Source organism: Streptomyces sp. MAI_2237, assembly GCF_054189285.1.
In genome coordinates, this window is sequence record NZ_JAJPGQ010000005.1 from 206,088 (window position 1) to 231,188 (window position 25,101).

Here is a 25,101-nt window from a genome sequence, read left to right on the forward strand (position 1 = left end):
GGCACACCGTGAACACCCCGGCCACCCCACCGACCATCCTTCGCCAGGCGACGTCCGCCGAGCAGTCCTCCCCCGGGGGCCAGAGCCCCCGATGGCATCCCGCGACGGTCGGTGAGGTGTGCCGACTGACCCCGGACGCGGTGGCCGTCACCCTGGAGGTGCCCGCCCGGCTGCGGGAGGTCTTCGCCCACCGGCCCGGACAGCACGTCATCGTCCGGCACCGCAGCGCCGACGGCGAACTGCGCCGCGCCTACTCCCTGTGCCCGCCCCCGCACGACCCCACGGCCCTCCGCCTGGTGATCAAGCGCGGCGCCCCGGACGGCTTCGGAGCCCACGCCGCCCGCCTCAGTCCCGGCGACCTGCTCGAACTCTCCTCCCCCACCGGCCACTTCGCCCTGCCGGCCGTGCACGGCGCCCACCACGTCCTGATCGCCGGCGGCTCCGGCATCACCCCGCTGGCCGCGTTGGCCGCCGACGCGCTGCGCCGCGACACCACCTGCCGGGTGTCCCTCGTCCACTCGGTCCCGATCGCCGCGCACGCCCTGCTCTCCGACGAACTGACCGCCCTCAAGGACACGTTCCTCGACCGCTTCTCCGTCCTGTACGTCCTCACCCGCGAGGAGCAGGCCCCGGACGGCGGCCCGTTCCGCGGAAGGATCGACGCCGACATGCTGTCCCCTCTGCTCACCGCCCTCGGCGCCGAGTCCGCCGAAGACACCTCGTTCGCCCTGTGCGGACCCCCGGAAATGATCGCCACGATACGGAGGTGCCTGGACGCCCGGGGCGCCCAACCATCGCTCATACGCTGGGAGTTGTTCACGGCAATTCCCACCACCACGGCCCAGGCCGCCTACCCCACGCCGTCCCGGCTCCCCGCCGACGGCACCACCGAAACGTCACCGGCCTCGGGGACCAGCCGCATCACCGCCCTGCTCGACGGACACCGTCGGCACACCACCGTCGGCCCCCACGACACGGTGATCCTCGATGCCCTGCTGCGCGCGCACCCCGACGTGCCCTACGCGTGCCGCGAGGGCGTGTGCGGCAGCTGCCGCGCCAAGATCCTTTCCGGACGCGTGCGAGCCGATCACCAGCACGCGCTGGACGACCGCGACCGCGCCGCCGGCTACACGCTCGTGTGCCGGGCACGACCGGACACCGACGAGGTCGTCCTCGACTTCGACGCATGACACCCGCCTGCCTTCCCTCCGGGGCCCCCGCCCGCGACCACCGCATCCCGTCCGCACACAGCGAAGGAGACGCACGTTGAGCACCACCGCCCGCCTTTCAGGCAAGACCGCCCTGGTCACCGGAGGCAGCCGGGGAATCGGCCGGGCCATCAGCCGCCGTCTCGCCCGCGACGGCGCGCTGGTGGCCGTGCACTACGGCCATGACCCGGCCACGGCCGAACGGACCGTCAAGGAGATCGAGGCCGACGGCGGCCATGCCTTCGCCCTCCACGCCGAACTGGGCGTGCCCGGCGACGCCGACACCCTGTGGTCCGCCTTCGACCGGGCCGGCGCGGACCGGGGCACGGACGGCGGCCTCGACATCCTGGTCAACAACGCGGGCATCACCGTCCCGCGCCCGCTCGCAGAGGTGAGCGAGGCCGACTACGACCGGGTGTTCGCGATCAACACCAGGGCCCCGTTCTTCATCATCCAGCGCAGCCTCACCCGGCTGCGCGACGGCGGCCGGATCGTCAACATCTCCTCCGTCGCCACCCGGGTCGCCTTCCCCGCGATCATCTCGTACACCATGACCAAGGCCGCCCTCGACTACCTCACGCTGACCCTCGCCCAGGAGCTGGGCCCTCGGGGCATCACGGTCAACGCCGTCGCTCCCGGCTACACCGAGACCGAGATCAATCCCACCCTCGCCGTCCCGGAGATCCGCCGCAGGTACGCAGAGGCGTCCACCTTCAACCGGCTCGGTCAGCCGACGGACATCGCCGACGTGGTCTCCTTCGTCGCGAGCGACGAGGCCCGCTGGGTGACCGGACAGTGGATCGACGCCTCCGGCGGAGCCCACCTCGGTGTCTGACGCGCACTCGCACCGGCCTCACCCCACATCCGCCGCACCCTCACGCGCCCGTCCTTCCGTACGGCCGCAGCACCAGGAGATGCGATGAACGACCGGACCACCGCCTTCGCCGACCCGATCACGGACGGCACCTTGACCCAGCCCTTCACCGGCCCCAGCCCCTACGACCGCTACGTGCACGCCTCCGTCCTCAATTCGATGCAGCAGCCGCTCACCGAGGCACCCGACGAGATGGGCTTCCTCGTCACCACCCAGGTGATGGAACTGTGGTTCACCCTCATCGTTCACGAGTGGCGCACCGCGCAGGTGACCTTCGCCAAGGACGACCTGCCGGCGGCCATGGACGCCCTCACCCGCAGCCGCCGCGCCCTGACCGCGCTCAGCGGCGCCTGGGCACCGATCGCCGCCCTGACACCGGCTCAGTTCGACGGGTTCCGTGCCGCGTTCGGAAAGGCCTCGGGTTTCCAGTCGGCGATGTACCGGCACATGGAGTTCCTGCTCGGCGACAAGTCCGCCGGGCTGCTGCGCGCACACCGCGGAGACCCGGCCGTCCACCAGGCGCTCAGCGAGACCTACCGCGAACCGTCCCTGTACGACGAGGTGTTGGCCTTCCTGCACCGGCAGGGCCTGCACGTGCCGCTCCGCGTCCGCGAACGGGACGTGACCGACCCCTACACCTCGGACCCCGGCGTGGTGGACGTGTGGCGGGAGATCTACGCCGGCCCGCAGCATCACCCTCACCTGGCCCTGGGCGAAATGCTCACCGACATCGCCGAACTGATCACCCGCTGGCGCTTCGAGCACGTGCTGGTGGTCCGCCGCGCCATGGGCTCCAAGCCCGGCAGCGCCGGTTCCTCGGGCCTGGCCTGGCTGGAACAGCGCGCCGCCCGCCCGGTCTTCCCCGAGCTGTGGGAGGTGCGCGGTGGCATCTAGGGTCATCTCCGCCTTCGCCGCCGAGGAGGAGCAGCGGGTCCTGAGCCTCAAGCCGGTCCTGGCTCCGGTGCACCGCCGCTACGGCGACCATCCCCACCAGGTGTACGACGCCTGGCCCTCGGACGCCCCCGACGCCCCGCGGGTGATCCTCCTGCACGGCGGCTACTGGCGCTACGACCGCATGCACCTGACCCCGTTCGCCGCCTACCTGGCCCGGCAGGGCTTCGACGTCCTGCTGCCCGGCTTCCGCCGCTCAGGAGGAGCCGGCGGCTACCCCGAGACCTTCGACGACATCGCCCGCATCGTCGACACCCTCCCCGAGGGACGGCCGTACGTCCTGGCCGGCCACTGCTCCGGCGGGCATCTGGCCCTGTGGTGCGCCGCCCGCGGGCTGCTGCCGGCCGGCTCGCGCTGGCACACCCGCAACCTGCCCACGAGCGTCCTCGCCCTCGCGCCCCTCACCGACCTCGTCGCCACCCGTCGCGACGACCTCAGCAACGGTGCCGCCCTGCAACTCCTCGGCGGACCGGAGCACTTCGAGGAGCGCCTGTCCGTGGTCGACCCCCTGACCCTGCTGCGCGACGCGGGCACCACCGGAGTGCCGACCGTGCTGCTGCACGGCGCCGTCGACGAAGAGGTACCCCTCACCCAGTTCTCCGACTACGCGGCGGTCCATCGCGACCTCCGCACGGTCGTCCTGCCCGGCACCGGCCACTACACACTCATCGAACCCGGCGCGCCCGGCGCCCGCGCCGTCGCCGACACCCTGCGGGACATGGCGGCCGCCTTCCCCGCCCAGCACTCAGCACCGGCACCGGCACCGGCACACGAGGAGCCCCTGCACCGATGACGACCACGCCGACGACCACCGCACAGGTGGAAGACCTGACCGAGGTCGCAGCGCGCCTCGACGCCGACGACCCGCTTGCTCACCTGCGCGAACGCTTCCTGCTCCCCCCGGACGTCGTCTACCTCGACGGCAACTCCCTCGGCCCGCTGCCCGCCGCCGTCCCATCGGTCCTCACCGACGTCGTGACCAGGCAGTGGGGCACCGACCTGATCGGCTCCTGGAACGACAACGGCTGGTGGGAGGCGCCCCTGCGAGTGGGCGACACCATCGGCGCGCTGATCGGCGCCGCACCAGGGCAGACGGTCGCGGGCGACTCCACGAGCGTGCAGTCGTACACCGCCCTGGACGCGGCCGTTTCTCTCCGGCCGGGCCGCACGCTGCTCGTCACCGACCCCGACCACTTCCCCACCGACCGCTTCATGGCCACGGCCGTCGCCGAGCGCCGCAACCTGGACCTGCGGCAGGTGGCACCGGCGGACCTGCCCCGCTTCCTGCGGGACGAGGGCGACCGGGTCGCCGTCGTCAGCTACTCGCCCGTCGACTTCCGCACCGGCGAGCTGTTCGACATGGGCGCCCTGACACGGGCCGCACACGGCGCCGGCGCTCTGGTCCTGTGGGATCTGTGCCACGCCGCCGGCGCCCTACCCGTCGAACTCGACCTTGTTGAGGCCGACTTCGCGGTGGGCTGCGGCTACAAGTACCTCAACGGCGGCCCCGGCGCCCCGGCATACCTGTACGTGGCCCACCGCCACCACGAGGAACTGCGCACGCCGTTGCCGGGCTGGACCGGACACGCCGACCCCTTCGGCCTCACCCGCGACTACACCCCCGCCCCCGGCATCGTCCGAGCCAGAATCGGCACGCCCCCGATCCTGTCCCTGCTCGCGCTGGAGGCCGCCCTGAGTGCCTATGACGGGGTGGACATCGCCGAGGTCCGCGCCAAGAGCCTGTCCCTGACCGGATTCCTCCTGCGCTGCGCCGACGACCTCCTCACCCCCTTCGGTTTCACCTCCGTCACCCCGTCCGACCCCCACCGTCGGGGCAGCCAGGTCTCCCTGCGTCACCCCCACGCCCACGCCCTGACGCGCGCGCTCGCCGACCACGGCGTGATCACGGACATGCGCGCCCCCGACCTGCTGCGCTTCGGCGTCAACGCCCTCTACACCACCCACCGCGAACTGCTCACCGCAGTACAGCGCCTCCGATACATCGCCGCCGAGGGCGCTTACGACCCAGCGCCGCGGGCATCAGGCCCGGTCACATGACCTCACCCCTACCGCGTGCTCACGCCCGGGCCGACCACCCGCAACGCGGAACCATCGGAGATCAAGCCCGGCGACGGGCAGCGTCCGACCTGCTTGAACTTCGAGACCACGGCGTCAGCCCTCTGGCACTCTGGAGACCAGGGGGTGCGGAATGGATGACCAGGTGGAGCCGGAAGCCGACGGCGATGTGCCCTGGTACGAGGAGGAACAACAGCGCGCGATTACTTCCTGGGAAGTCATCGTGGCCTCATTGGCAGCCGTCCCTTTCCTGCAGGCGATCAGCACGCACCTGGGTAACCGGCTTGCGACAGCTGTAGACGAAAGAACAACCAAGATCGTGCGACGCTTCCTGCGCAGACAGGTGGACGAGCATGGCGTCAGAGGGTCGGCACCCCGCTCGCTCAGCCCCAGCGGACCGAGGCAGATCCACCTTCGGACGGAACACGGTTGGACCGTCGCCTTCAATGACGATCTACCCGCCGAGGGCCTGGTCCAGTTGTTCGATCTGTGCAGGGCAGCCCCGCCGGTTCCTGCGGACGAGCTGGCTCCAGGCACGCGAGGGGCCATCTACTGGCATGGGAACCACTGGGCGACCACCGGCGTGCGCGAAAACTGGGACCCGTTTGTGTTCGCGTGGGACTCCGAAGCGAAACGCTGGAACAGCCACCTGACACCGCCGGACGGCAGAGGCCACCCGACGACTACTTCTCCCAGATAGCCTGGATCGAGACCCGCATCTGCGACTTCCTGTGTCTGCTGTCAGAGGCGTATGCCAGAGTCTGCGCATGCTCGAGATCGTGGTGAAGACGGAGAACTGGGAGCGGCACGTCCGTGTGTCCGCCGAGGAGCTCGGAAGGCTGGTCCGGCGGATCGGGAGTGACGGTGACCAGTTCTTGGTGGTCCAGCGGATACCCGACCTTCCTGACGTTTTCGCCCAGGTGTGGCACCAGACCGGTGGTGACTACACGCTGGAGTACCGCGACGGTGCGGCTGACCGGCATTTCCAGGCGATGGTCGACGCACCGGAGGCAGTCACTGCGGCGATGACCGGCTGGGCTAGCCAGGAGGCCGGATGGGATGGAGGTCTGGCCTGGTCGTTGCTGGACATGGGGGCCGCCCGCGAGGTGCCGCCGCTCGACCTCGACGAAGACGAGCGCAAGGAATTGGAGAAGCGCGTCCGAGAAGTGCTGGTCGGCGGCTATGCCTCACGCGCCGAACTGGCCGAGCTCGCTGAGGAGTACCTCGTCACCAACGACCGCCGGCCCGTCTCGCGCGAGCAGGCTCAGTCGCTGGCCGACCGGCTGTGGCTGGAGCGAGTCGCCGAACAGGCCAAGTGGCAGGGCGAGACGGACCCTGAGCGGCTGACCCGGGCGTTCACCGCCCTGCAGGCTGCCGGCATCACCGCCCGCGAGAACTTCACCTGTTGCCGTAACTGCGGTCAGTCCGAGATCGGTGGTGAAGGCGGACCCGATGCCCGTGGCTTCGTCTACTTCCACACCCAGTGCACGGCCTCTGCCGCAGCCGGCCACGGACTGACACTGCTGTACGGCGGCTTCGATGGCTCGTCCGAGACCACTGGAGCCATCGGCCACGAGGTCGTGGCCGCGCTCGAAGCAGTCGGTCTCCACGCCGAGTGGGACCACGACCCCGGCCGAGCCATCACCGTCACCCCGCTGGACTGGCGCCGCCGTCTGATCGGCTAGGTAGGGCACCCCACTGCTTCAGCATGGTGAAGTGTCGTTCGACGCGAGCTGAACCGCCGTCGCTTGTAAGGCGATAACAGACGCCGCCACGCTGTCACAGCCGTCCGTCATGCTCTGCCCATGAACGAGAACGCCTTCTGGCAGCTCATCAGCGACTGCACATCGCCCATACCCGACCCCGACGCCGTGCGACTGGCCGCGGCACTGACGAACCGTCTGGCCGCAGGCCGGTTGGCGACGGTGACCGGGTTTGCCGAACAGTTGTCATGGGCGCTCTACCGACTCGACCGCAGGGAGTACGGGCACGACCTGTCCGGCGACGGCTTTCTCTACACGAGGGCAGCGGTCGTGGCCGCCGGCCGTGACACCTATGAAGCAGTGCTGCGCGAGCCTGAGCTCTTCGTCCCCTACGCCGCAGGGCTCGTCTGGGCAGAGGGCCTGCTCTACGTACCAGACATGGCATACAGACGTATCACCGGTGAGGAGTGGGATCGCAGCACCCGCTACTCATACGAGTCCTACTCGAACACTGCCGGATGGGCCGAGGCGTAGCCCCTTCAACGCCCGGTGTCACGCGGTCCGCTGACCCTCGGCTAGGTTTCGGTACTCCGCGGCGCGGACCATTCGAAGGAACCGCCGCGGGCAATAGCCTGCAAAGGCCCAGGTGACGGCTCATCGTCGGCGCCCCTCCGGTGTTACTGTCGCGCCATGTCCAAGGTCGAGATCGACGCGGTGACCGCCGAGTTCTTCGGTGCCTTTGACAACCGGGGCGGCAAGGCTGCCGATGTGGCCCGGATCCGCCGGCTGGTTCTTCCAGGCGGCGTGATCGTCAAGACCGGGCCGGAGTTCACGGTCTACTCCGTTGACGAGTTCATCGAGCCCCGTCAGCGGCTGCTGACTGACGGTCGGCTGGTCGAGTTCTCCGAGTGGGAGGTTTCCGAACGGACAGAGATCGCGGGCGATATCGCGTCGCGGTTCGGCGAGTACCGCAAGTCCGGGGTCTTGGACGGTGAGCCGTTCGAGGGCGGCGGCGCCAAGACCATCCAGTTCGTCCGCACGTCAGACGGGTGGCGGATCTCCGCATTCGCCTGGTACGACGAACACTGAAGCTCTTTCCGACGGCGCTCACTCGCTACTCACCCGGCCCACGCTCCGGATGCCCCATGGCCGGCGGCTCGTTGTACGTGATCACGACCGGGGCATCTGCTTCCTCCCGGGCGGGGTCCGACGCCGTCGCGATCTCCTTGTAGGTCCATTCCCTGTACAGGCGCTCGCGGTGGGCGTCGGTGATGTCGATGACCACGCCGGTCCACTCCTCGCCGGGCTGTTACGGAACGAGTCCCAGCTCGTACGTAGCCTCCTGGAGGAGGGATTCGGTGACACGTATGCCGGTGAGCCTCTCGGCCAGCGCGAGGGTCGCCGCCTTACGGTCGACGTCCGGGGCGCTCTCGTCGAGCCGTCCCTCGGACGTCAGGGGAAAACCGACTTCCCGTAGCAGGGGGACCAGTTGATCGGGCGCGTTGCCGTCACGTGCCGAGGGGTCCTCAAAGGTCGTACGGAGTTCGCCGTCCTCGAACCAGTGGAAGAGCTGAATGGGCTTGCCGCCGTTGGTCGAGTGCGCCACCACCCGACCGCCCTTCGACAGCCTCCGCGCGCATGCGTCGACGATTCCCAGCCCGCCGTCGAAGCCGAGGACGAGTGTCCAGTCGCCTCTCGGGCCTGACGCGCTGAAGGCGCCCGCGACGTAGGACTCGTCCCAGTAGTCGTAGTCGCCCTCGGCGCGGTGAGCATCATCCGCCGCGATCAGCCCGGCCGTCCCCTCTCCGGTACCGCGTGATTCCGCCTGCATCGCACGCAGTACATCACCCGGCGCCCGACCTCGTATCAGGGTCAGGCTGTATCCGCTCCCCATCATGTGGCGGAAGAGCGGCGAGGTGCGGATCCAGGCGTAATCGTGCGCTGTCACCGGATTCATACGACGCAGTGTGCCTGCTGCCTCTGACAACGCCCGATGCGCCGCTGCCACTGGCGCCTGCGACCTCCCTGCACCTGACACGGGCGGCCGGGCAGGTTGCGCGGCGGGCGCGTCCTCCGACCCGCCCGCCGACTTGCTGAGCACCTGCCGGTCAGTTGAGGGTGCAGACCGGGTGGCCGGGCAGACCGGAGGAGTCTCCCGTGGCATTGAGGCCGAACGTCGTCCGGCCGGAGGGCGGGATGGCGCTGTTGTAGTCGACGTTCGAGGCTGTGACCGAGGAACCCGACTGGGTCAGCGTGGCGCTCCAGGCGGTCGTCACCTTCTGGCTGCCGGGCCAGTTCCACCCGACCCGCCACCCTTTGCTGGTGGACGTGCCGGTGTTGGTGAGCGTGACCTCGGCGGTGAAGCCACCGGGCCAGGAGTTGACCAGCTTGGTGCTGGCGGTGCAGCCCGAGTCCGTTCCGCCGCCCGTCGAGGTCTGGGTGGTCGCCGAAACGCTGTTCGAGGCGGCCGAGGTGCCTCCCGAGCTGTCGTGCGCCTTGACCGTGTAGGTGTACGAGGTCGAGGCGGACAGGCCGGTGTCGGTGAAGGACGTGCCGGTGGTGCTGCCCACCGGTTGCCCGTCACGGTAGACGTCGTAACCGCTGGCACCGGATGAGGCGCTCCAGGACAGCGAGACGCTGCCGGCGCTCGTGGCGGTCACCGCGAGGTTCGTCGGCGAGTCCAGCGACCCGCTTCCGCCATCGCTGGTGGTGTAACCGACCGCGGTGTACGGCTGGGTGCATCCGGAGGTGCAGGAGTTCGGTATGGCGAAGGTGTACGTCCGCCCGCCTTGAACGAGCTTGCCGTCCACGTCACGAACCCGGATGGTGTACCTCGATCCGCCTGCGGCATTCGGACCGATCGTGTACTGCTGTCCCAGGTCGCTGACCATGCCGGCCGACACCCACGCACTGCCGTCGTAGTACTCCACACCGTGGATGCCGTTGGGCAGGTGCGTGACGTCGATGGTGGGCCACCACGTCGCCGCGTTCTGGACGAAGCCGATGGAGATGTCGCCGGAGTAGCCGGGCGCGGGGATGAACGACCAGGAGATGTGCCGGTTGTTCCAGCGGTCGGGGTACATGTCCGCCACCGGCCGGCCGCCGAGTTGGAAGGCGTTCAGCGAGCGGGTTGCCAGGTCCAGGTGGTACGGGTCGTCCCGGCACCATGCGTTGGTGTCGCCGCAGCTGTCGGCGACCAGCATGTCCAGCGTCGCGCCGTTGTACTTGTCCGACGTCCAGTTCCCGTTGCGGCAGAACGCCTGGCCCGCGGCGCCGTCGTTGGTGCCGGTGCAGTAGTCGCCGATCGTCACCCGGACCCAGCGCCCGCAATTGTGGCCGTTGTCGAACGGTCCCATCCTGTCGGCGTCGCTTGAGGGAACGGGACGCGGAGTGGGCTGCCCGGCGTAGTCGCCCGGGGTGTCCCACACGTTGAGCGCCACGAAGTTCTGCGACTCGAGATCCGTCTGCGGTACTCCGCACCCGCCGTACGGAGATCCGAGGCCGTCGAAGTGCGTGGCGTTGCCGGTGTTGACCGACGAGTCCGCCAGGACGACTCGGCCCGCCGGTGCGGCGGACACCGACACGGCGGCGGACGGGGACGACTGGCCGTACAGGAACGACGAGGCGAGCAGCAGCACGCCGAGCACCGCTGCGATGAGTAATCGTCGGCCCGTGCGTCGTGCGAGAGGGGCGGTGATCATAGGTGACCTCCCTGGTGCCGGACCCGATGACCGGCACGTCGACTGGCCCGGCCTCGCGGTCCCCGCGCTCCACCGGTCGGGTTCATGCCAATAATGCGACCGGAACCGCGATCGGTCACGCCCGCGCAGGAATGTCGGCACAAGGCATTTACTGCACCAGCAGTAAGCGCTATACCCGATAGGTGGGAGCGCTCCCAACGCGTCGTCCCGGTCGGCCCCGGACCTTGGTGTGCCGACTGCGGGAGCCTGCCACGCACGGTCGCACCACCCGCTAGAGGGCCGCCTTCGGCCCTGCCGGATGTCACCGGTCCGACAGCTACGGTGCCTGACCGGCGCTTGCCCGGTGCTGTCCTCCCCGCAGCGGTCGGATGACCCCAAGGAGACCCCCCACATGAAGATCGCACGCACCAGGCGACGCACGACACCGATGCCTGGCCCTCGCTTACCGAGCCTGCTGGGAGCGGTGCTGCTCGCCCTCGTCCTCAGCTCGCTGCCCTCGCCCGCGTCGGCCCACGGCGTCGCCATGGTCCCGGGCTCGCGCACCTACCTGTGCTACCAGGACCTGGTCGCCCACAGCAGCACCCAGATGCCGGCCAATCCGGCCTGCGCCGACGCGGTCAGGGCGACCGGCACCACGCCGCTGTACAACTGGTTCGCCGTCCTGGAGTCCAACGGCGGCGGGCGGACCAAGGGCTTCATCCCCGACGGGGAGATCTGCAGCGGCGGCCACACGGGCCCGTTCAACTTCTCCTCGTACAACGCCGCCCGGGCCGACTGGCCCAAGACGCACCTGACCGCGGGCTCGGCCATCCAGGTGCAGTACAGCAACTGGGCGGCCCACCCTGGCACATTCAACGTCTACATCACCAAAGACGGCTGGTCCCCGACCAAGCTCCTGGCCTGGGACGACCTCACGCTCATCAAGTCCGTCACCAACCCGCCGCAGTCCGGCCGTGCCGGTGCGGAGGGAGGCCACTACTACTGGGACCTCACGCTCCCGAGCGGTAAGACGGGCCAGCACGAACTGTTCATCCACTGGATCCGCTCGGACAGCCAGGAGAACTTCTACTCTTGTTCCGACATCGTCTTCGACGGCGGCCACGGTGAAGTGACGTACTGATCACGGCATGACGCGCTGTCCCGGCCCGCCGGGCCACCCGGCGGGCCGTCACCCCGTCCGGTCATCCGCCGGCCCAGACACTGATCCCCCGCCGTCCTGATACCGCACCCGAAACAGTTCGTGAACCCGCACGCTGCCGACCCGCCCCACGACGGCACCCTTCGGTACGACATACTCTGCCGATGAGTACACGCACTTCCCCGACCAGCCAGCCGATCATGATACGGAGGGCCGTCGCACGAGATGCCAAACGACTCACGCGGATCGTGCGTGGCTCGAAGGCCTACGAGGGGAAGTACGCAGCCGCAGTCGCGGGCTACCGGGTCGGTCCTGATTACATCGAGGCGCACCGGACCTTCGTAGCCGTGGGGGCCGACGAGCAGGGAGACGGGCGTGGAGACCGGGTCCTCGGGTTCTACTCACTCGTCCTCTCGCCACCGGAACTCGACCTGCTGTTCGTCGCCGACGGAGCACAAGGACGCGGTATCGGACGGCTGCTCGTCGCGCACATGCGGTCCGAGGCTCGTGCCGCCGGGCTCGACCATGTCAGGGTCGTGTCGCACCGTCCCGCCGAGGGCTTCTATCACCGCGTCGGTGCGGTGCGGATCGGGACCGTGCCCGCGAACCCGCCCGCCGTGCCGTGGGACCGTCCCGAATTCGGCTTTCTCATCCCGTCGGAGTGAGGCGGCGCGCCGGTGCGCCGGAGGCCGGCTCCGACCGCACGGCGACGAAACAGCTCCCCCTGTGCGGTGGGAGCATGAAACCGCCTCTGGGCCGTTCGCTCAGCGGCTGGTTGATACCAGGCAGGCGTACGTCGTAGGAGTCCAGCACGCTCAGGGTCCGTGCCCGGGTCCGATCCTTCATGTGGGGCCAGGCTGCCTCGACGAGGCCTTCGGCATCGAGGAGTTGCTCGAGCACCTCGTGGTCGCGGCGTAACTGACGCAAGAACCTCACGAGGTGGCAGCTCGCTTCGCCGCTCGGGGTGTCGAAGTCGACGGCGGACCCAATCCTTCATCACTCGGGGCCGAGCTGACACTCCTACCCCACAAGCCCTCGCGCCGGACCTCGTGCTCATCGTGGGCGGCGCCATGGCCGAGTGATCGACAAACAACCTGCACAACATCGCCCTCGCCGCACGGGCGAGCCGGCCACACGGAGCCCATCCCCGCGGCAACTCGGAGATCATCTACGGGACACCCCTCAGGCCGGCGACCGTGACAGCGGGGCGGCAGAGTGGAGCGTGAGAGTTGTTCCGGCGGGTTTCCGGCTGCGTCGCCGCTCTCGTCGACGACCGGCGTCTGGGCACGCGAGCCGGTTCATACGGCGCCGAGGAACCCCGGGTCGACGCCGTCGAACTGACGACGGGCGTCGCTGCTCAGCTGCAGGAGTTCCGCCACGGGCACCGCGCGGCGGCTGGTCGCCGGCAGATCCTGGCGGGCCTCGGCAGACCACAACGGCGGAAAGAAGGACAGTCCGTGTCGTCCGTTCAGCGCCGACACCTCAGTGCGCCAGCCGTCCCACCGCAGATCCCCGTAGAAATCCCGCGACCCTCCGGCGAGAATCCAGGACAGCCAGGCCGAGTGCCCGGCGCCCAGCGCCTCCCAGCCAAGGGAATCAGGGGCGAAGTAGATGATCTCGCCCGGCTCGCCAGGACGACCGGCCCCCTGCGAGTTGCCCCCGTTAAGGATGAACACCCCGCCCAGCACATCGTGCGCCACCTCCAGCCCCGCCCCAGCTCGCCAAGCCGGATCGAAGGCCGAGGGCGTCGCATTGACCTCCGCCAGGCCCGGCAGCCTCTCGCCGTCGACGCCACCAGGGCTTCCGAAGATCCGCAACCAGCCCCTGTCCACGAGCAGGCCGCCGCAATTCAAAGCGATCCCGCCCAGATTCGACCGGGCCGAGATCTGGAGCTGCAGGGGCAAGACGCGCCCTCTCACGGTCTCACGGTGTCGCCTGGCAGCACCTCAGCGGGTACGTCAGCGCCTCGGACAGCTCCTGGAGGAGGAGCGGCCAGGCTGGATCATCTACGTTGAGCAGCTCAGTGACCTCGCGCATCCCCGCGTCGTCGCACCACCATGGAAAGCGCAGTCCACCGGGACATAGCGGCGCAGATGGACGTACGCGTGCCGAGAGACGCCGATTCCGAACACCTGGACGAGAGCCCGGCCTGCGGTTCTCGGCATCCGGGAGCTGGTCACACGTTCCCCATGGGCCTCTACGCCCGCGATCACGTTCGGCCCGCGCTCAGGAGCAGGGTCGCACCGGGTCGGACCTCCGAGTCCTTACCACTGCGGGATCACCGCAGCAATGCGACAGTGAACCCATGAGCCGTCACCGACGCCCGCCGCGGCGGGCCCCGTGGATCGCGGGCGGCGCCGCCGTTCTCGTTCTCGGCGGCGCCGGAACATGGCTGCTGCTGGAATCGAACGGGCACACACCCGACTCAGCGGCGACGGCCCCCGAGCGCGTCCCCATCAAGAGCGAGGCCATCGGCAACACCCGAGCCACAGACCCCCACCTCAGCGCTCTCGACACCGTCGGCGACATCCAAACCGACCGCGACCCCGACATCCCACTCCCCCAAGCCGGTGCCCTCCACGGACCGCCCCACGGCGGTCGGCTCGCGTACCGCTCATCCCCCGCAGCCGACGCACACGTCCCCTCAAACCAGACGTCCGCAGTCGGCAACGCGACCCCCTCAGACCAAACGTTCGCAGCCGGCAACGCAGCCGCCTGAGACCACGACGCGACCGACGGCGACCGCCTCGGCCCCCACCCCCCGCCCCTCGTCGACGTCAACACCTCACCCTCAAAGCAGCGGGCCGGTCACCACCACGTGGTACACGTCCCCCACCGCCGTTGCCGCCGCACAACGCATGGCCCTGGCCGCGACCGTCGGTGATCCCGCATGCTCCCTGGCTTCCGTGGGTCCGCCCGACCCCAGCCTCGTACCCCCCGTGAGCCGTATCGGTATCGGCAACGCGGGGAATTACTGGTGCCTGATCTGGTGACGGAGGAAAGGCAAGACGTCGTCACATGTTCTGGCAGGCCCTGGCCTTGAATTCCGCCATGGAAACAGTGATCGCGGACTCGTCGCCGCTGCCCGAGACGCTCATGTAGCGCACCTTTCCGGGCGCCAGCCGATCCCGGTCGGCCAAGGTGAAGGAGACGCTGCTCGACGACCACGAGTCGTCCTTGGTCCAGCCGTAGAGCGCGTACGTGGTCTTGGTGGTGAGGGGAGCCAGAGATTTGGTCGCGCTCCAGCCGGCAGCAGGGGAATCGAGGGTCCAGGAGACGAGACCGGGCCTGAGGGCACGGTCGGCGGTCCATGAACCGACCGTGGCCGTCTTGGTGGCATCGTCGCTGTCCACGTAGAGGATCGCGCCATCGATGTGATGTCCGCAGACCATCATCACGCCGAGCAGATGGCCGTCATCGGTCACCGAGATGCCGGCTACGGCATCTTCGGGGACCGTGCATCCCGAGGTCGCTGCCAGGGCCGCGCCGACCATGACAGCACCGGCGAAGCGGCGAAGTACCGGCCGCGAAGCGGTCGACCGCATGACCAGCACCTCCCCTGACGCGCACATGGGCCTTGGCCCCGGATTACCGCAGGCGAACGCCGAAGACGCGGCCAAGGCTGATCATCCGTTCGACCATAGGATCAGCCGGCGGTCGCAGGCCACAGCATAGATCCCGCTTACTTGCATGACATGTTCGAGACCCTTTCGAGACCCTCATGGACGTCATAGCAGGGCGTTTCATCCGAGTCGGCCCCCGGCGGCGGCGCAGAAGTTCGTGCTGCAACTGGCGCAGACCGAGGAGCGGACCCCAGGACGCCGTCCGGCGGTCGGCGGTCGGCGACGGCCCATGAAGACCGCTTCGCGTCTTCCGGAGCGGCTTCGACCCTCCGCATGACCCGATCGCTAGGCACACCTCGCCCGGTCTGCACCACTGTCGACACGCGCCCACGGCGGTGGGGCCATCGCGAGCGCCGCTGCCTCAGCTTCCGGGGACGGTGTCCTCGAAGTTGACGCCTGCCGTGCGGTAGGCGTTGATCTTGGCCGTCACCTGTGCCGGGGTCAGGACCTGGTCCTTGATGTGCAGGACGTAGTCGACTTGTTCGTCGTACGAGCGAGCGGTGGAGCTGCTCAGGCCGCCGAAGTCGATCAGCCACTGGTTGAAGTTGATCGACATGCCTCGTTCGGGCAGGTAGGCGGCGTCATGGGTACCGAAGAGCCGGCCGTCGATGTAGTACTTGATGGTGCTGTCGTCGATGGTCAGCACCAGGTCGTGCCAGCCGGCGTAGCTCTGCCGGGACTCGGTGTGCTGGTTGACCGCCTGCCAGGGGTCGGGATTGTAGGTCTCCCAGGACGTCGTGTACAGGATGTTGGAGGACTCACCCCAGCCGCCGTTGGGGAGGTACTCGAAGTCGTACTCCGAGTAGTCGTCGGCCATCGGGGCCTTGAGGTCGTTGATGGTGAAGAACGTCTGGACGAGGTGGTCGCCGTCGGGTCCGGAGACCGGCGCGTCGGCGAAGCGCACCCGAGCGGCATAGGTGCCGTTCTTGAACTTCATCGCCTTGGTGAGCACTTCGGTCTGCTTGGTGCTCTCCCCGGTGCCCGAGGTCGAAGTCCGCAGGTTCATCACGGAGTTGCCGCCGGAGCTGGAAAAGGTGACGTTCTCCGGAGCCCAGGTGGCGCCCGGTACTCCGGGACCTCCGGAATTGGAGCGGACGTTCCAGCCGTTGGTGGAAATCCTCGGGTCGCTGGAGGTCGTGTAGTTGAAGTCGTCGAACAGGCTCTGCCCGCCGGTCGGGGGATCGGTCGGCGGATCCGTGGGCGGGTCGGTCGGGTTGTTGCCCTCGGGGGCGGTGCCCCACACGGTACTGCCCGCCAACTGGGCAGTCACCCTGGTCCAGTTGGCGTACGACGCCTGAGAGGCTCCGAAGGAGTAGTCGTCGCTCTGGTTCAGAGTCTGCCAGTCGGCGCGGTAGAACCGCAGTTGCATGTCTCCGGTGTCGGCGCCGGGAGCAAGACTGCCGGCCGCCGAGGTGAACCCGACCTCGAGGTAGCGGTCGGCGGTGGCCGTCGGGTGGGCGAGCGTGCCGAAGGTGCCGGTGATGTTGGCGCAGCCCTTGACCGCCCACGAGCAGGCGAAACGGTAAGCGGGGCTGCCGGCGTCCGCCTTGAAGTAGTAGCGCACCTTGACATCGGAGAGCTGGACGGCGGCGGAACCGCTGTTCTTGACCTTGAACCATGGCTCGGCCTGGTCCGCTGTGGTGCCGGACGCGCTGGTGCGGTATTGGACGGTCACGGGCTCTCCGGCCGCCGTGGCAGTACCGGTGAGGGCCGCCAGACCTCCTGCGGCGGTGGCCATGGCGACCGCGGTCGCCATGGCCACGCGCAGTCTGTTGCGAGCGGAGGTGCTGGAGGGAGTAGAGGGGGGATTCATGGTGCTCCTTCCGAATGCATCTGACGTACGGCCCGCTGGTGAGGCGCAGGCATGGCGTAGGACGTCGAGGCGCGAGCCCTGGACGCGCAGGCGGGGTGCGCAGCCTGGCCATGAGGGCAATCGCTCCTGCATCCATCGGCCGGGGTGCACAGGCGGGTCGCTGGAGTTTCCGGTACGTCGGTTCTGATCTCCGTCCTGTCGTCTCCGGAGTCACGGGGCAGGTCCGAGCGAAGCAGTGGCGCTGAGGCCGTCAGCAGCGATGGGAGTAGATCCACTTGTAGGCGTGCGGAGCTTCACGTTTCACCCCCGGGAGGGAGAAGCGAAAGGATTTGACCAGTGGAACAACTGGACAGGTGACCTCTTGCTCGCGATGAAGGTGGCATAGACCAATCCAAGCGTCAACCCCTGCTGCAGGCATAGGACTTGGGGAGCCACCAGTGGAAGGCCCTCTCACTCGTTCGGCCGGAAGGGATTACACTGCGGTTGACCAGCTTGCACAGTGGTCAACCGCAAGGCCACTGATCAGTGCAGTACACGGACGGCGGAGCGAGAGCGGGCAGCATGAAAGCTGGCGAGTCGGGGGCGGTCCTCAAACGCGAGCGCGTGCGCGACCACATCCTGCAGCTCATCGACGCGCTCCACCCCGGGGACTCAATTCCTTCCGAGCGGTCGCTGTGCGCCGAGCTGGACGTGTCGCGGCCAACCCTTCGGGTGGCTGTCGACGAACTCGTCGCGGCGGGGCTGCTCGTGCGGAAACACGGGCGCGGAATGTTCGTCGCACCTGAGAAGGTCACCCAGGAACTCGTCTCCGATTCAGACGGCATGACGCTCCCTCAGGCGTCCGGCATCTGGTCCAGTCGCCTGCTGGAGTTCACCACCATCGCCGCCGGCGCCCGTGTAGGTCGCAAGCTCAGCCTCTCCCCCGCCGCGAACGTCGTCTACGCGGCCCGACTGCGGCTCGTCGACGGCTCCCCGATGGCCATCGAACACCTCCACATCCGTGCGGACTTGGTACCGAACCTCACCACGCAGGAACTCGAGGCCGGAGACCTCTACGAGCACCTGCGTGAGCGCCATGGTGTTCAGGTCAGTGACGCCGTACAGACCATCGAGCCGACCGTCGTCAGCCAGGCCGAGGCACAGCTCCTCGAGGTGCCGCACCTTTCACCCGCCCTGCTCTTCGAACGACTGACCAACGACGACACGGGTCGGCCTGTGGAATACGTTCATTCCATCTATCGCGGCGACCGCTACCGCATCGTCTCCCGCCTCACGTTGAACTCGTCCCCCAGGGTCGGACAGGCGCCCGCGTCGGTCGGCCTCCCGGGCATGGAACCCGGCAACGTCACCCAGTGGAAAGCCACCCCCACCGAAGGCTGATCGATGTACGCGACGTCGACCTGCGGTAGTCCGAGAGGGAGGGCAGTCGGTCGGGAGGCTTCGGCCCGTGTTCGTTCCGGCTCACTCAACCTGCGCAAGCGCTGGTAAGTCCTACCAGATGCCGAGCCGACACAACGGCTCAGCCGATACGCAGGCGCATCGGCGGAGAAGGGGCATCCGAACGCCGACCGGGGAGAGGGATGAAGTATCTGAGCAGCAAGGTCACCTGGATCGACGCACGTGACAGGCTGCCGCGGGACGGTGTGCCGGTGGCTGTGGCGGTCACGGGCCGGTACCCAGCCGAAAGCGCCGAGTCCGAGAACGTGCTGGGGGAGGCGTTCTGGCTGGTAAGGCCGATGTACTTCACGAAGCGGCACTTCAGTGAGGACGGAAGGGAACACAGGGACTGCTTCGTCGACTCCGACGGATACGTCCATCTGCCCTACGGTCTCGCCGACGATGACACGGTGACTCACTGGGCCGAGCTGCCCACCCTGCCGGGCATGATGACACACCTCGTCCTCGGGGTCGACGTGCAACCGGCGCTCCAGAACGCATGGCGTGCTCGCCCTGACAGCTGACACACATCCCTTTGGACCAGAATCGCGGGCGACACCGCGTCAGGCGATCACCGGTCTGATGCCACGCTTCCACAACAGGCGAAAGCAATTGTCGAAGTCGCAGCCGCATTCGGCGTGCAGACGCGATCGGTTGGTGCCACCGACAGCTCGTTCATCGGCGCCGGGATCAGTCCGTGTCCGTGGCGGCCAGGACGGCAATCCGTCGACCTGTTTGAGAGACGGAAAGCAGGCCCATGTCCCACGCCACTCCCCTAAACCACTTCGAGGCGGCGCCGAAGGTGTACCAGCCGCATGCTCGGGCTCCCTCTTCCACCTCGCCGACCGATGCTGTCGTGGCTGCTCCGGACAATGCGGCGAGGGAACGCCAGGCCGCCAGTCGGCCGTACGCGCCGTACTCACCGTTGTTGTACGCCCCGCCGGTAGACGCCGCCGCGAAAAGCACCTCCCAGGCGTCTTCCGGCCGGCAGCCGGAGAGTGTGGGACGTTCGAGCGAACCTGTTCCGCTCAGGCACTCCAGCCCCAGAGTCACCAGCAGATCAGGAAGGGCTTTCGCATGGATGGGCTCAGACAGGTCGTACGATCCGGCCTCGTTGCGGCCGTTGGACTCCTCAGCCCAGTTGGCCACGGCCGTGGCGGCCGACTCGCGGAACGCTTCCGTCGTCGTGTCGGTCACCGACGGCAGGTCCGCCGCACCGCCCAGTGTGACGGCAGAGTGGTCCTCGACGCCGTACGGCATGCAGTAGCTGCTGCCGCCCACTGAGTAGCTCGGCAGGGACGGCGTCTCCTCGATCGCCGACAATTCGAGCGGCAGCCAAGCGAGGGGATGCCGGCGCCGGTGGGGCGAGGTCGCCCAGGCTTCGATTTCCGGATTCTCGGCGATCGGCACGCCTCTCAGCACCAACTCCTGGACGAGGCAGCACCGGAGCTCGTCCCGGACGTCGGCGCTCGAACTGCCCGATGCGAACGCGAACTTCAGGTCCTGCGGAGCCTGACCTTCGGCAAGCAATGACGCGGCGTGCCGAGCCAACTTCCCGCTATCGGGTACCGCGGCAACCAGGCGTTCCGCCGACGCAGCATGTTCCTGACCCGGAGTCAGAGCCAACAGGCGCAGAAGACGGTCGAAGACACTGCGGTACTGCCAGATCCGAGCGCCGGACGAGCCGTAACGGGTGGCCAGAGCAACACCGAGATCTGCCACGAAGGCGATGTCGCCCTGGCCGAGCCTGTCCTCGGCCGTGTCCCATACCGCGGTCACACTTTCCATGTCGGGCAGTTGGGTCACGATCTCCTGTATCTGGTCGGTCACAGCGCGAGCTTACCGACGAGCCAACCGGCGAGTCATGCGCATTTCACACCGCCGAGCCGGTCGAGGCGGCGGACGGAAAGGGACGTGGCGGGCGCGGTGCGTCCCAGCGTGGGAGGTCCCGGGCCGCTGCGAGGTGGAGGCCGGGCTATAGTCGCAGGGTCGCGAAAAACGATGTCTCGCGGATCCACCCGCCGGGCATCGCGCATACATCGATGCAGATGGTTCTGATCGGTGAGCGTCTCCTGCCGAGACCGGACATCCCGTCCGCTCACGGCGCTGACCATCGCCGACGTGTGTCGGCGCTACAGAGGAGCGCAGCATGCAGAAGACCATCGCCGTCGTCGGAGCGGGGCCTGGGCGGGCTGACGCTCGCCCGGGTGCTTCAGGTTCACGGCCTCGCCGCGACGATCTACGAGGGCGAGGCCTCGGTGACGACCCGTGCGCAGGGCGGCCTGCTCGACATCCACGAAGAAACCGGACAGGTCGCGCTACGCGCAGCTGGTCTGCACGACGAGTTCCTCGCTCTCGTTCGCCCGGGCGAGGACGCCAAGCGTGTGGTCGACCGCCACGGCACGATCCTGTTCGACAGGCCTGCGAACCCCGCTTCGGCCCGTCCTGAAGTGGATCGTGGCGAACTGAGGCGCCTGCTCATCGACTCGCTGGCGCCCGGGACGATCAAGTGGGGTCGCAAAGTCACCTCGGTCCTGCGCCGTGCGGACGGCGGCAACATCCTCACCTTCGCGGAAGGTTCCGCCGTCCGCGCCGACGTCGTCATCGGCGCGGACGGCGCCTGGTCGAAGGTGCGTCCACTGCTCACCGCCGCCCAGCCTGTCTTCAGCGGCACCTGTTTCATCGAGATCGCCCTCACCTCGGGCGGCCAGAGCTGCCGGGCGAGCGTGGCTGCGATCGGCAGCGGCACGCTGATGGCGGTCGCGCCGGGCAAAGGGATCATCGCCCATCGCTACGCCGACGGGCACGTGCGCGGATACGTGGCGCTGAACAAGCCCGAGGAGTGGGTGAGGTCGATCGACTTCGGCAACCCGTCCGCGGGCCTCCGGCAACTTGCCGACGAGTTCGACGGCTGGTCGCCGCTGCTCACTGCCTTCGTGACCGAGAGCGACGCCGAGCCGTGGCTCCGCCCCATCTACGCCCTCCCCGTCGGGCTCACATGGGACACGGTGCCCGGAGTGACGCTCGTCGGCGACGCCGCGCATCTGATGTCGCCCTTTGCCGGCGAGGGCGCGAATCTCGCCATGTACGACGGCGCGGAGCTGGCCGGCGAGCTGGTTGAGCAGCCCGACATCGAAGTCGCGCTGAGCGCCTACGAAGAGCGGCTGTTCTTGCGCAGTAGCGACGCCGCCGGCCGCTCGGCGCAGAACCTGAAAAGCTTCTTCGGCCAGGAAGCCCCCCGGAGTGTTGTCACTCTGTTCGATCACTCCTGACACCCCAGTCCGGGTCCACGATCTCCCCGCGGCCCGGCGGAAACGCCTACGGCCATCGCGCGATCACCGGGGTTGTGTGGACTCCCGAAGAGCGTGCGGTGGCCGGAGGCCATGGTGCGTGAGCGCGAACTGACGATGTATAGCGCGCGACCTGGGAACACGCTCGCCGGGTCACGGTCGGTCAGTCACAGGCGGCGAACAGCTCTTCGAGCGCGACACGGATGGCTTCGTCCTCGGTGAAACCCCGCCAGCCACCGTTGCTGCGGAGCCGCTGATCGCGGGTCGGCACGTCGCGTAGGGGCTGCGCAGCGGGTCGGGCAGCGTGACCGATCCGAGCCAGGTATTGCACAGCGGGGAGCATGACCGGGAGGTAGGTGTCCTCGGCCAGTCCTCGAACGACACTCGTCATGGCCGGGACGCTGGTCTCGGTATCATCGACGCGCTCTGTCGCGCACGGGGTGAGAGGCACGACCGCGCGGGTCACACCGTCTGGGGCGACCTGCCCCGCGACCCGACCTGACCGCGGCGTGAGGCTTCGGTGCGCCTTTCGGCCCGGCAAGCAACCAGAGTCCTTCGCGTGCCCCCCTGGGCAGGGTTGCGGGGGCTGCTCTACGGCAACCACCTGGTACTTGCCGGGTCCGCGGGCTCTTGCTGACAGGGGGTGAGGGTGAGTCGTCCGTCAGCTGCCACTGCGACGTTCACGTGCAGCATGCTGTCGTTGTCGAAGCTCAGGGTGAAGAGCGGATCGAGCGCCATCAGGAAGTCGAGGCTCTCTCGGTCTTCCGCATTCAAGGCCGGTTCGAGGGTCGCGTCGCATGTCCAGGCGTCGCCGGTCACACGGACTGCGGCTCGCACGCCGAACCGGGCCCAACAGGTCGACGGGTTGGCCCACCACTCAAGCGTCGCGGAGCCCTCGTAGCTGTCCATCACCCAAGTATCGCGGGCACGTAGACGGTCACGTATCGGTGCCACAGCAGTTCCGGCGACGCCCTTGGCTCCTCCGAAGCGTGCCCCTCGTATCCGCTGCCACCGCGCTCGCACGGTCTCTCCCGCGGCCGTCCCGAGGCAGTGCCACACTGGATGCATGGCGGAGACGGACAGGCGACTCGCCCGGCGGCTGGAGACGGCGATCACGAGTCTGCTCGAGCGCCGCGCCGAGACGGCCTCGATCTGTCCGTCCGACGTGGCGCGCGAGGTCTACGAGGGTGACGACCAAGGCTGGCGGGCGCTGATGGAACCGGTCCGCCAGGCGGCATGGCGTCTCGTGGCGGTCGGCGAGGTCGAGGTGACCCAGGGCGGCCGTCCCGTCACGGAATCCGAGGCGCGCGGGCCCATTCGCATCCGTCGCGCACGCCCGTAGTCCCGTCCCTTTCCTGCCGGGCCTGGGTGCCGGCCGGCAGAGCCACCCCTGACAACCCCACGGCCTCACAACCCTACGGCTGCCTCACAGCCCCACGGCTGGAGCTGGACGCGGGGCGGATATCGTGGCCGGCTCCCATGCCGCAGTGGTCCGGACGTAGGCATAGATCACCGCAAGCATGGCCGAGAGAAGGACCGGCCCGAAGAGCAAGGGGTACTGGGCCATGTGCACCGGGAGATAGCGGTAGGACAGCAGAAGAGATCCGAACACGGTCGCTCCGCCGACGACAAGCTGGATACCCGACCGGTCCCAGCCGCGGTCGTAGGCGCGTAGTCCCGCCTCGATGGTGAGGGTGAACACCACGCCGGCGATGATGTCAGCGCCGTAGTGGTATCCGAAGCCGAGGGTGGCGGCGAGGGTGCCGACGAGCCAGAAGATGCCGGCGTGACGCAGGGCGGCCGGGCCCTTGCGGGTGTGGATGAAGATCGCGGTGGCCCACGCGGTGTGCAGGCTCGGCATGCAGTTGCGCGGCGTGAACTCGTCGAACGTCATGTGCTGCGGGGCACCGATCGGGGCCAGGCTGTTCGGCCACACGTCGGCCACCGCCCACTGGGCGCTGGGCGCCATGTGGGGCGCCCAGAGGCTGATGCTCTCCCAATGTTCGGCACCGGTGCCGAAGGCGAAGACGGGACCGACCACCGGGAAGATCATGTAGAAGACCGGCCCGACAAGACCGATCACGAGGAACGTGCGCAGCAGATGGTGTCGCGGAAAGGAGCCGGTGGCGGCCACGTGCCGCAGTTGGAACAGCGCCACGAGGATTGCGGCTATTGCGAGCTGGCCGTAGATGAAGTCGAGGAAGTTGAAGCCGACGGGACCGAGGGCGGTGACGATCCGCCCCAGTATCCAGGAGGGGTCGCCCAGCGCGTGGTCGGCGGTCGCCACGTACTGGTCGAGCACCACGGGGCGGCTTCTGGCGGTGAGGAACAGCCAGGCATCGCCGGCCTTGCGGCCCGCCACCAGCAACAAGGCCAGTCCGACGCCCTTGAGCAGCAGCACGCGGTCGCGGCCGGTTCGGAAGGCGACGGCGTAGACCCCCCAGCCCAGAATCACCCACAGCGCGCCGCTGCCGAAGGGCTGGCCGTGCGGCACCTCGGCGCCGGCCACGTAGCGGACGACCCAGAAGAAGGCGTCGATCCCGATCGCTGTGCTCAGCGCGATGAACCGCTGCCGCCAGGTGAGCACCACCATCATCAACGCCATGCCGCCGTACAGCAGCCCGCCCGACTTCGGCGGAAGAACAAGCTCTCGCGTCATGAGGGTGATCGGCCCCGACAGGCCGTAGTGCCGTACGGCCAGTTCCAGTGCTGCCTGGAACCCGAGAACCATGACTGCTGCCACGGCCCAGGGCCTCACTCGCGCTTGTCGCCCTATGTCTATCAATGCTGACCACTTCATTGGTTGCCGACTACTCCACCCGTCCCGCTCACCGCCCCTGCGGTCCGTGCGAGCGGCAAGGGAGGCTTCACAGACGTGCAAGTCGCTGGTTCGGTCTCGTTGCCGTTCCGTTCACCATGACGAACTCGCGAAGGCACGCGAATGGGGCATGCCAGGCCTGTCAGGCGTGGGAGCCGCACCGAGCAGGCCTTGCGTATGCAAACCGCTACGGCGCTCCCGAGGGAGGTGCCGGCCCGCTTGACGCGGCCGCCGCCCTCGCACTGCGGACGGTTGTCCGTCTCCCCTGAGTCACTGCGCCCCCTAGATCGACACAGCGAAACACAGGAAATCCTCGCAGGTCAAGAACGGAACAGGCCCTGCGTTCAGCGGCTGCACGCCTCGATTCTGTGCGGAAGCTGTCAGCACGGGACCACCTGGGAACACGTCATCGCCCGCCGCGGTCGGACGGCCCCGTCCGCGAGGGTTGCCTGGCGGCACTGGGCGCCCT

24 protein-coding genes and 1 pseudogene are annotated in these 25,101 nt (G+C 68.5%); 15 read left to right on the plus strand and 10 right to left on the minus strand.

Going from position 1 to position 25,101, the window contains the following annotated elements:
• Window positions 1-8: 8 nt before the first annotated feature.
• The 9 genes from LN251_RS29030 to LN251_RS29070 all read left to right on the plus strand — a co-directional run bounded on the left by LN251_RS29030 (window position 9) and on the right by LN251_RS29070 (window position 7,901).
• Window positions 9-1,190, plus strand: a complete 1,182-nt coding sequence (locus LN251_RS29030; protein WP_458247144.1) for a 2Fe-2S iron-sulfur cluster-binding protein — start codon at window positions 9-11, stop codon at window positions 1,188-1,190.
• Window positions 1,191-1,266: 76 nt separating this feature from the next.
• Window positions 1,267-2,043 carry an SDR family oxidoreductase gene (locus LN251_RS29035; RefSeq protein WP_458247145.1) on the plus strand — a complete coding sequence of 259 codons (777 nt, stop codon included), beginning with the start codon at window positions 1,267-1,269 and terminating at the stop codon, window positions 2,041-2,043.
• Window positions 2,044-2,127: 84 nt separating this feature from the next.
• Window positions 2,128-2,976 carry a tryptophan 2,3-dioxygenase gene (locus LN251_RS29040; RefSeq protein WP_458247146.1) on the plus strand — a complete coding sequence of 283 codons (849 nt, stop codon included), beginning with the start codon at window positions 2,128-2,130 and terminating at the stop codon, window positions 2,974-2,976.
• Complete coding sequence (locus tag LN251_RS29045) at window positions 2,966-3,826, plus strand: alpha/beta hydrolase family protein (RefSeq protein ID WP_458247147.1); 861 nt, start codon at window positions 2,966-2,968, stop codon at window positions 3,824-3,826. Before LN251_RS29040 ends, LN251_RS29045 begins: the two co-directional genes overlap by 11 nt.
• Entirely contained in the window at window positions 3,823-5,091 is a 1,269-nt protein-coding gene (gene kynU / locus LN251_RS29050) for a kynureninase (RefSeq protein ID WP_458247148.1), read from the plus strand. The genes LN251_RS29045 and kynU overlap by 4 nt, the downstream gene beginning before the upstream one ends.
• A 151-nt stretch (window positions 5,092-5,242) precedes the next feature.
• The gene (locus LN251_RS29055) at window positions 5,243-5,809 is read left to right on the plus strand and encodes a hypothetical protein (RefSeq protein WP_458247149.1); all 567 of its coding nucleotides are present in this window, start codon (window positions 5,243-5,245) and stop codon (window positions 5,807-5,809) included.
• Window positions 5,810-5,876: 67 nt separating this feature from the next.
• Window positions 5,877-6,794 carry a DUF6891 domain-containing protein gene (locus LN251_RS29060; RefSeq protein WP_458247150.1) on the plus strand — a complete coding sequence of 306 codons (918 nt, stop codon included), beginning with the start codon at window positions 5,877-5,879 and terminating at the stop codon, window positions 6,792-6,794.
• A 120-nt stretch (window positions 6,795-6,914) separates the two neighbouring features.
• Window positions 6,915-7,346 (plus strand): DUF4240 domain-containing protein, encoded by a 432-nt coding sequence (locus tag LN251_RS29065; protein WP_458247151.1) that lies wholly within the window; start codon window positions 6,915-6,917, stop codon window positions 7,344-7,346.
• A 156-nt stretch (window positions 7,347-7,502) separates the two neighbouring features.
• The gene (locus tag LN251_RS29070; protein ID WP_458247152.1) at window positions 7,503-7,901 is read left to right on the plus strand and encodes a DUF4440 domain-containing protein; all 399 of its coding nucleotides are present in this window, start codon (window positions 7,503-7,505) and stop codon (window positions 7,899-7,901) included.
• A gap of 25 nt (window positions 7,902-7,926) precedes the next feature.
• Here the strand turns inward: LN251_RS29070 and LN251_RS29075 are convergent, their stop codons facing one another.
• The 3 genes from LN251_RS29075 to LN251_RS29085 all read right to left on the minus strand — a co-directional run bounded on the left by LN251_RS29075 (window position 7,927) and on the right by LN251_RS29085 (window position 10,513).
• Window positions 7,927-8,097, minus strand: coding sequence for a hypothetical protein (locus LN251_RS29075; RefSeq protein WP_458247153.1), 171 nt, complete (start codon window positions 8,095-8,097; stop codon window positions 7,927-7,929).
• A 24-nt stretch (window positions 8,098-8,121) separates the two neighbouring features.
• Window positions 8,122-8,769: a DUF6461 domain-containing protein gene (locus LN251_RS29080; protein WP_458247154.1), complete on the minus strand. Its 648-nt coding sequence runs from the start codon at window positions 8,767-8,769 to the stop codon at window positions 8,122-8,124.
• A 151-nt stretch (window positions 8,770-8,920) separates the two neighbouring features.
• Window positions 8,921-10,513 (minus strand): cellulose binding domain-containing protein, encoded by a 1,593-nt coding sequence (locus tag LN251_RS29085; RefSeq protein WP_458247155.1) that lies wholly within the window; start codon window positions 10,511-10,513, stop codon window positions 8,921-8,923.
• Between the two features lie 427 nt (window positions 10,514-10,940).
• Between LN251_RS29085 and LN251_RS29090 the strand changes: the two are divergent.
• Both LN251_RS29090 and LN251_RS29095 read left to right on the plus strand, forming a co-directional pair.
• Window positions 10,941-11,627, plus strand: a pseudogene (locus tag LN251_RS29090) (lytic polysaccharide monooxygenase auxiliary activity family 9 protein); the annotation flags it as partial.
• A 188-nt stretch (window positions 11,628-11,815) separates the two neighbouring features.
• Entirely contained in the window at window positions 11,816-12,316 is a 501-nt protein-coding gene (locus LN251_RS29095) for a GNAT family N-acetyltransferase (RefSeq protein WP_458247156.1), read from the plus strand.
• A 633-nt stretch (window positions 12,317-12,949) separates the two neighbouring features.
• On the opposite strand, the gene LN251_RS29100 is transcribed toward LN251_RS29095, so the two are convergent.
• The 3 genes from LN251_RS29100 to LN251_RS29110 all read right to left on the minus strand — a co-directional run bounded on the left by LN251_RS29100 (window position 12,950) and on the right by LN251_RS29110 (window position 17,087).
• Window positions 12,950-13,555, minus strand: coding sequence for a DUF2625 family protein (locus tag LN251_RS29100; protein WP_458247157.1), 606 nt, complete (start codon window positions 13,553-13,555; stop codon window positions 12,950-12,952).
• 1,110 nt (window positions 13,556-14,665) lie between these two features.
• On the minus strand, window positions 14,666-15,196 hold the full coding sequence (locus LN251_RS29105; protein ID WP_458247158.1) for a hypothetical protein: 531 nt from the start codon (window positions 15,194-15,196) through the stop codon (window positions 14,666-14,668).
• Between the two features lie 439 nt (window positions 15,197-15,635).
• Window positions 15,636-17,087 (minus strand): cellulose binding domain-containing protein, encoded by a 1,452-nt coding sequence (locus LN251_RS29110; protein WP_458247159.1) that lies wholly within the window; start codon window positions 17,085-17,087, stop codon window positions 15,636-15,638.
• 561 nt (window positions 17,088-17,648) lie between these two features.
• Between LN251_RS29110 and LN251_RS29115 the strand changes: the two genes are divergently transcribed.
• Window positions 17,649-18,467 (plus strand): GntR family transcriptional regulator, encoded by an 819-nt coding sequence (locus LN251_RS29115; RefSeq protein WP_458247160.1) that lies wholly within the window; start codon window positions 17,649-17,651, stop codon window positions 18,465-18,467.
• A 200-nt stretch (window positions 18,468-18,667) separates the two neighbouring features.
• On the plus strand, window positions 18,668-19,048 hold the full coding sequence (locus LN251_RS29120; RefSeq protein WP_458247161.1) for an AQJ64_40280 family protein: 381 nt from the start codon (window positions 18,668-18,670) through the stop codon (window positions 19,046-19,048).
• 166 nt (window positions 19,049-19,214) lie between these two features.
• On the opposite strand, the gene LN251_RS29125 is transcribed toward LN251_RS29120, so the two are convergent.
• The gene (locus LN251_RS29125) at window positions 19,215-20,354 is read right to left on the minus strand and encodes a DUF6183 family protein (protein WP_458247162.1); all 1,140 of its coding nucleotides are present in this window, start codon (window positions 20,352-20,354) and stop codon (window positions 19,215-19,217) included.
• 377 nt (window positions 20,355-20,731) lie between these two features.
• Here LN251_RS29125 and LN251_RS29130 point away from each other — a divergent pair, with 377 nt between their 5' ends.
• A complete protein-coding gene (locus tag LN251_RS29130; RefSeq protein ID WP_458247163.1) occupies window positions 20,732-21,796 on the plus strand; it encodes an FAD-dependent oxidoreductase in 1,065 nt (354 codons plus the stop codon).
• A gap of 181 nt (window positions 21,797-21,977) precedes the next feature.
• Here LN251_RS29130 and LN251_RS29135 read toward each other — a convergent pair whose 3' ends face one another.
• Together LN251_RS29135 and LN251_RS29140 are read right to left on the minus strand one after the other, a co-directional pair.
• Window positions 21,978-22,205, minus strand: coding sequence for a hypothetical protein (locus tag LN251_RS29135; protein ID WP_458247164.1), 228 nt, complete (start codon window positions 22,203-22,205; stop codon window positions 21,978-21,980).
• A 200-nt stretch (window positions 22,206-22,405) separates the two neighbouring features.
• The gene (locus LN251_RS29140; protein ID WP_458247165.1) at window positions 22,406-22,723 is read right to left on the minus strand and encodes a hypothetical protein; all 318 of its coding nucleotides are present in this window, start codon (window positions 22,721-22,723) and stop codon (window positions 22,406-22,408) included.
• A 157-nt stretch (window positions 22,724-22,880) separates the two neighbouring features.
• Here LN251_RS29140 and LN251_RS29145 point away from each other — a divergent pair, with 157 nt between their 5' ends.
• Window positions 22,881-23,156 (plus strand): DUF3253 domain-containing protein, encoded by a 276-nt coding sequence (locus LN251_RS29145; protein WP_249835424.1) that lies wholly within the window; start codon window positions 22,881-22,883, stop codon window positions 23,154-23,156.
• 84 nt (window positions 23,157-23,240) lie between these two features.
• Here the strand turns inward: LN251_RS29145 and LN251_RS29150 are convergent, their stop codons facing one another.
• Entirely contained in the window at window positions 23,241-24,557 is a 1,317-nt protein-coding gene (locus LN251_RS29150) for a DUF5933 domain-containing protein (protein WP_458247166.1), read from the minus strand.
• Between the last annotated feature and the right edge of the window lie 544 nt (window positions 24,558-25,101).

Excerpts from the sequence above, each read along its gene's own strand:
- LN251_RS29040 (WP_458247146.1), top strand. The coding sequence starts at position 2,128 with ATGAACGACCGGACCACCGCCTTCGCCGACCCGATCACGGACGGCACC.
- kynU (WP_458247148.1), top strand. The coding sequence starts at position 3,823 with ATGACGACCACGCCGACGACCACCGCACAGGTGGAAGACCTGACCGAG.
- LN251_RS29055 (WP_458247149.1), top strand. The coding sequence starts at position 5,243 with ATGGATGACCAGGTGGAGCCGGAAGCCGACGGCGATGTGCCCTGGTAC.
- LN251_RS29060 (WP_458247150.1), top strand. The coding sequence starts at position 5,877 with ATGCTCGAGATCGTGGTGAAGACGGAGAACTGGGAGCGGCACGTCCGT.
- LN251_RS29065 (WP_458247151.1), top strand. The coding sequence starts at position 6,915 with ATGAACGAGAACGCCTTCTGGCAGCTCATCAGCGACTGCACATCGCCC.
- LN251_RS29070 (WP_458247152.1), top strand. The coding sequence starts at position 7,503 with ATGTCCAAGGTCGAGATCGACGCGGTGACCGCCGAGTTCTTCGGTGCC.
- LN251_RS29080 (WP_458247154.1), bottom strand. The coding sequence starts at position 8,769 with ATGAATCCGGTGACAGCGCACGATTACGCCTGGATCCGCACCTCGCCG.
- LN251_RS29085 (WP_458247155.1), bottom strand. The coding sequence starts at position 10,513 with ATGATCACCGCCCCTCTCGCACGACGCACGGGCCGACGATTACTCATC.
- LN251_RS29095 (WP_458247156.1), top strand. The coding sequence starts at position 11,816 with ATGAGTACACGCACTTCCCCGACCAGCCAGCCGATCATGATACGGAGG.
- LN251_RS29105 (WP_458247158.1), bottom strand. The coding sequence starts at position 15,196 with ATGCGGTCGACCGCTTCGCGGCCGGTACTTCGCCGCTTCGCCGGTGCT.
- LN251_RS29110 (WP_458247159.1), bottom strand. The coding sequence starts at position 17,087 with ATGAATCCCCCCTCTACTCCCTCCAGCACCTCCGCTCGCAACAGACTG.
- LN251_RS29115 (WP_458247160.1), top strand. The coding sequence starts at position 17,649 with ATGAAAGCTGGCGAGTCGGGGGCGGTCCTCAAACGCGAGCGCGTGCGC.
- LN251_RS29120 (WP_458247161.1), top strand. The coding sequence starts at position 18,668 with ATGAAGTATCTGAGCAGCAAGGTCACCTGGATCGACGCACGTGACAGG.
- LN251_RS29135 (WP_458247164.1), bottom strand. The coding sequence starts at position 22,205 with ATGACGAGTGTCGTTCGAGGACTGGCCGAGGACACCTACCTCCCGGTC.
- LN251_RS29140 (WP_458247165.1), bottom strand. The coding sequence starts at position 22,723 with ATGGACAGCTACGAGGGCTCCGCGACGCTTGAGTGGTGGGCCAACCCG.
- LN251_RS29145 (WP_249835424.1), top strand. The coding sequence starts at position 22,881 with ATGGCGGAGACGGACAGGCGACTCGCCCGGCGGCTGGAGACGGCGATC.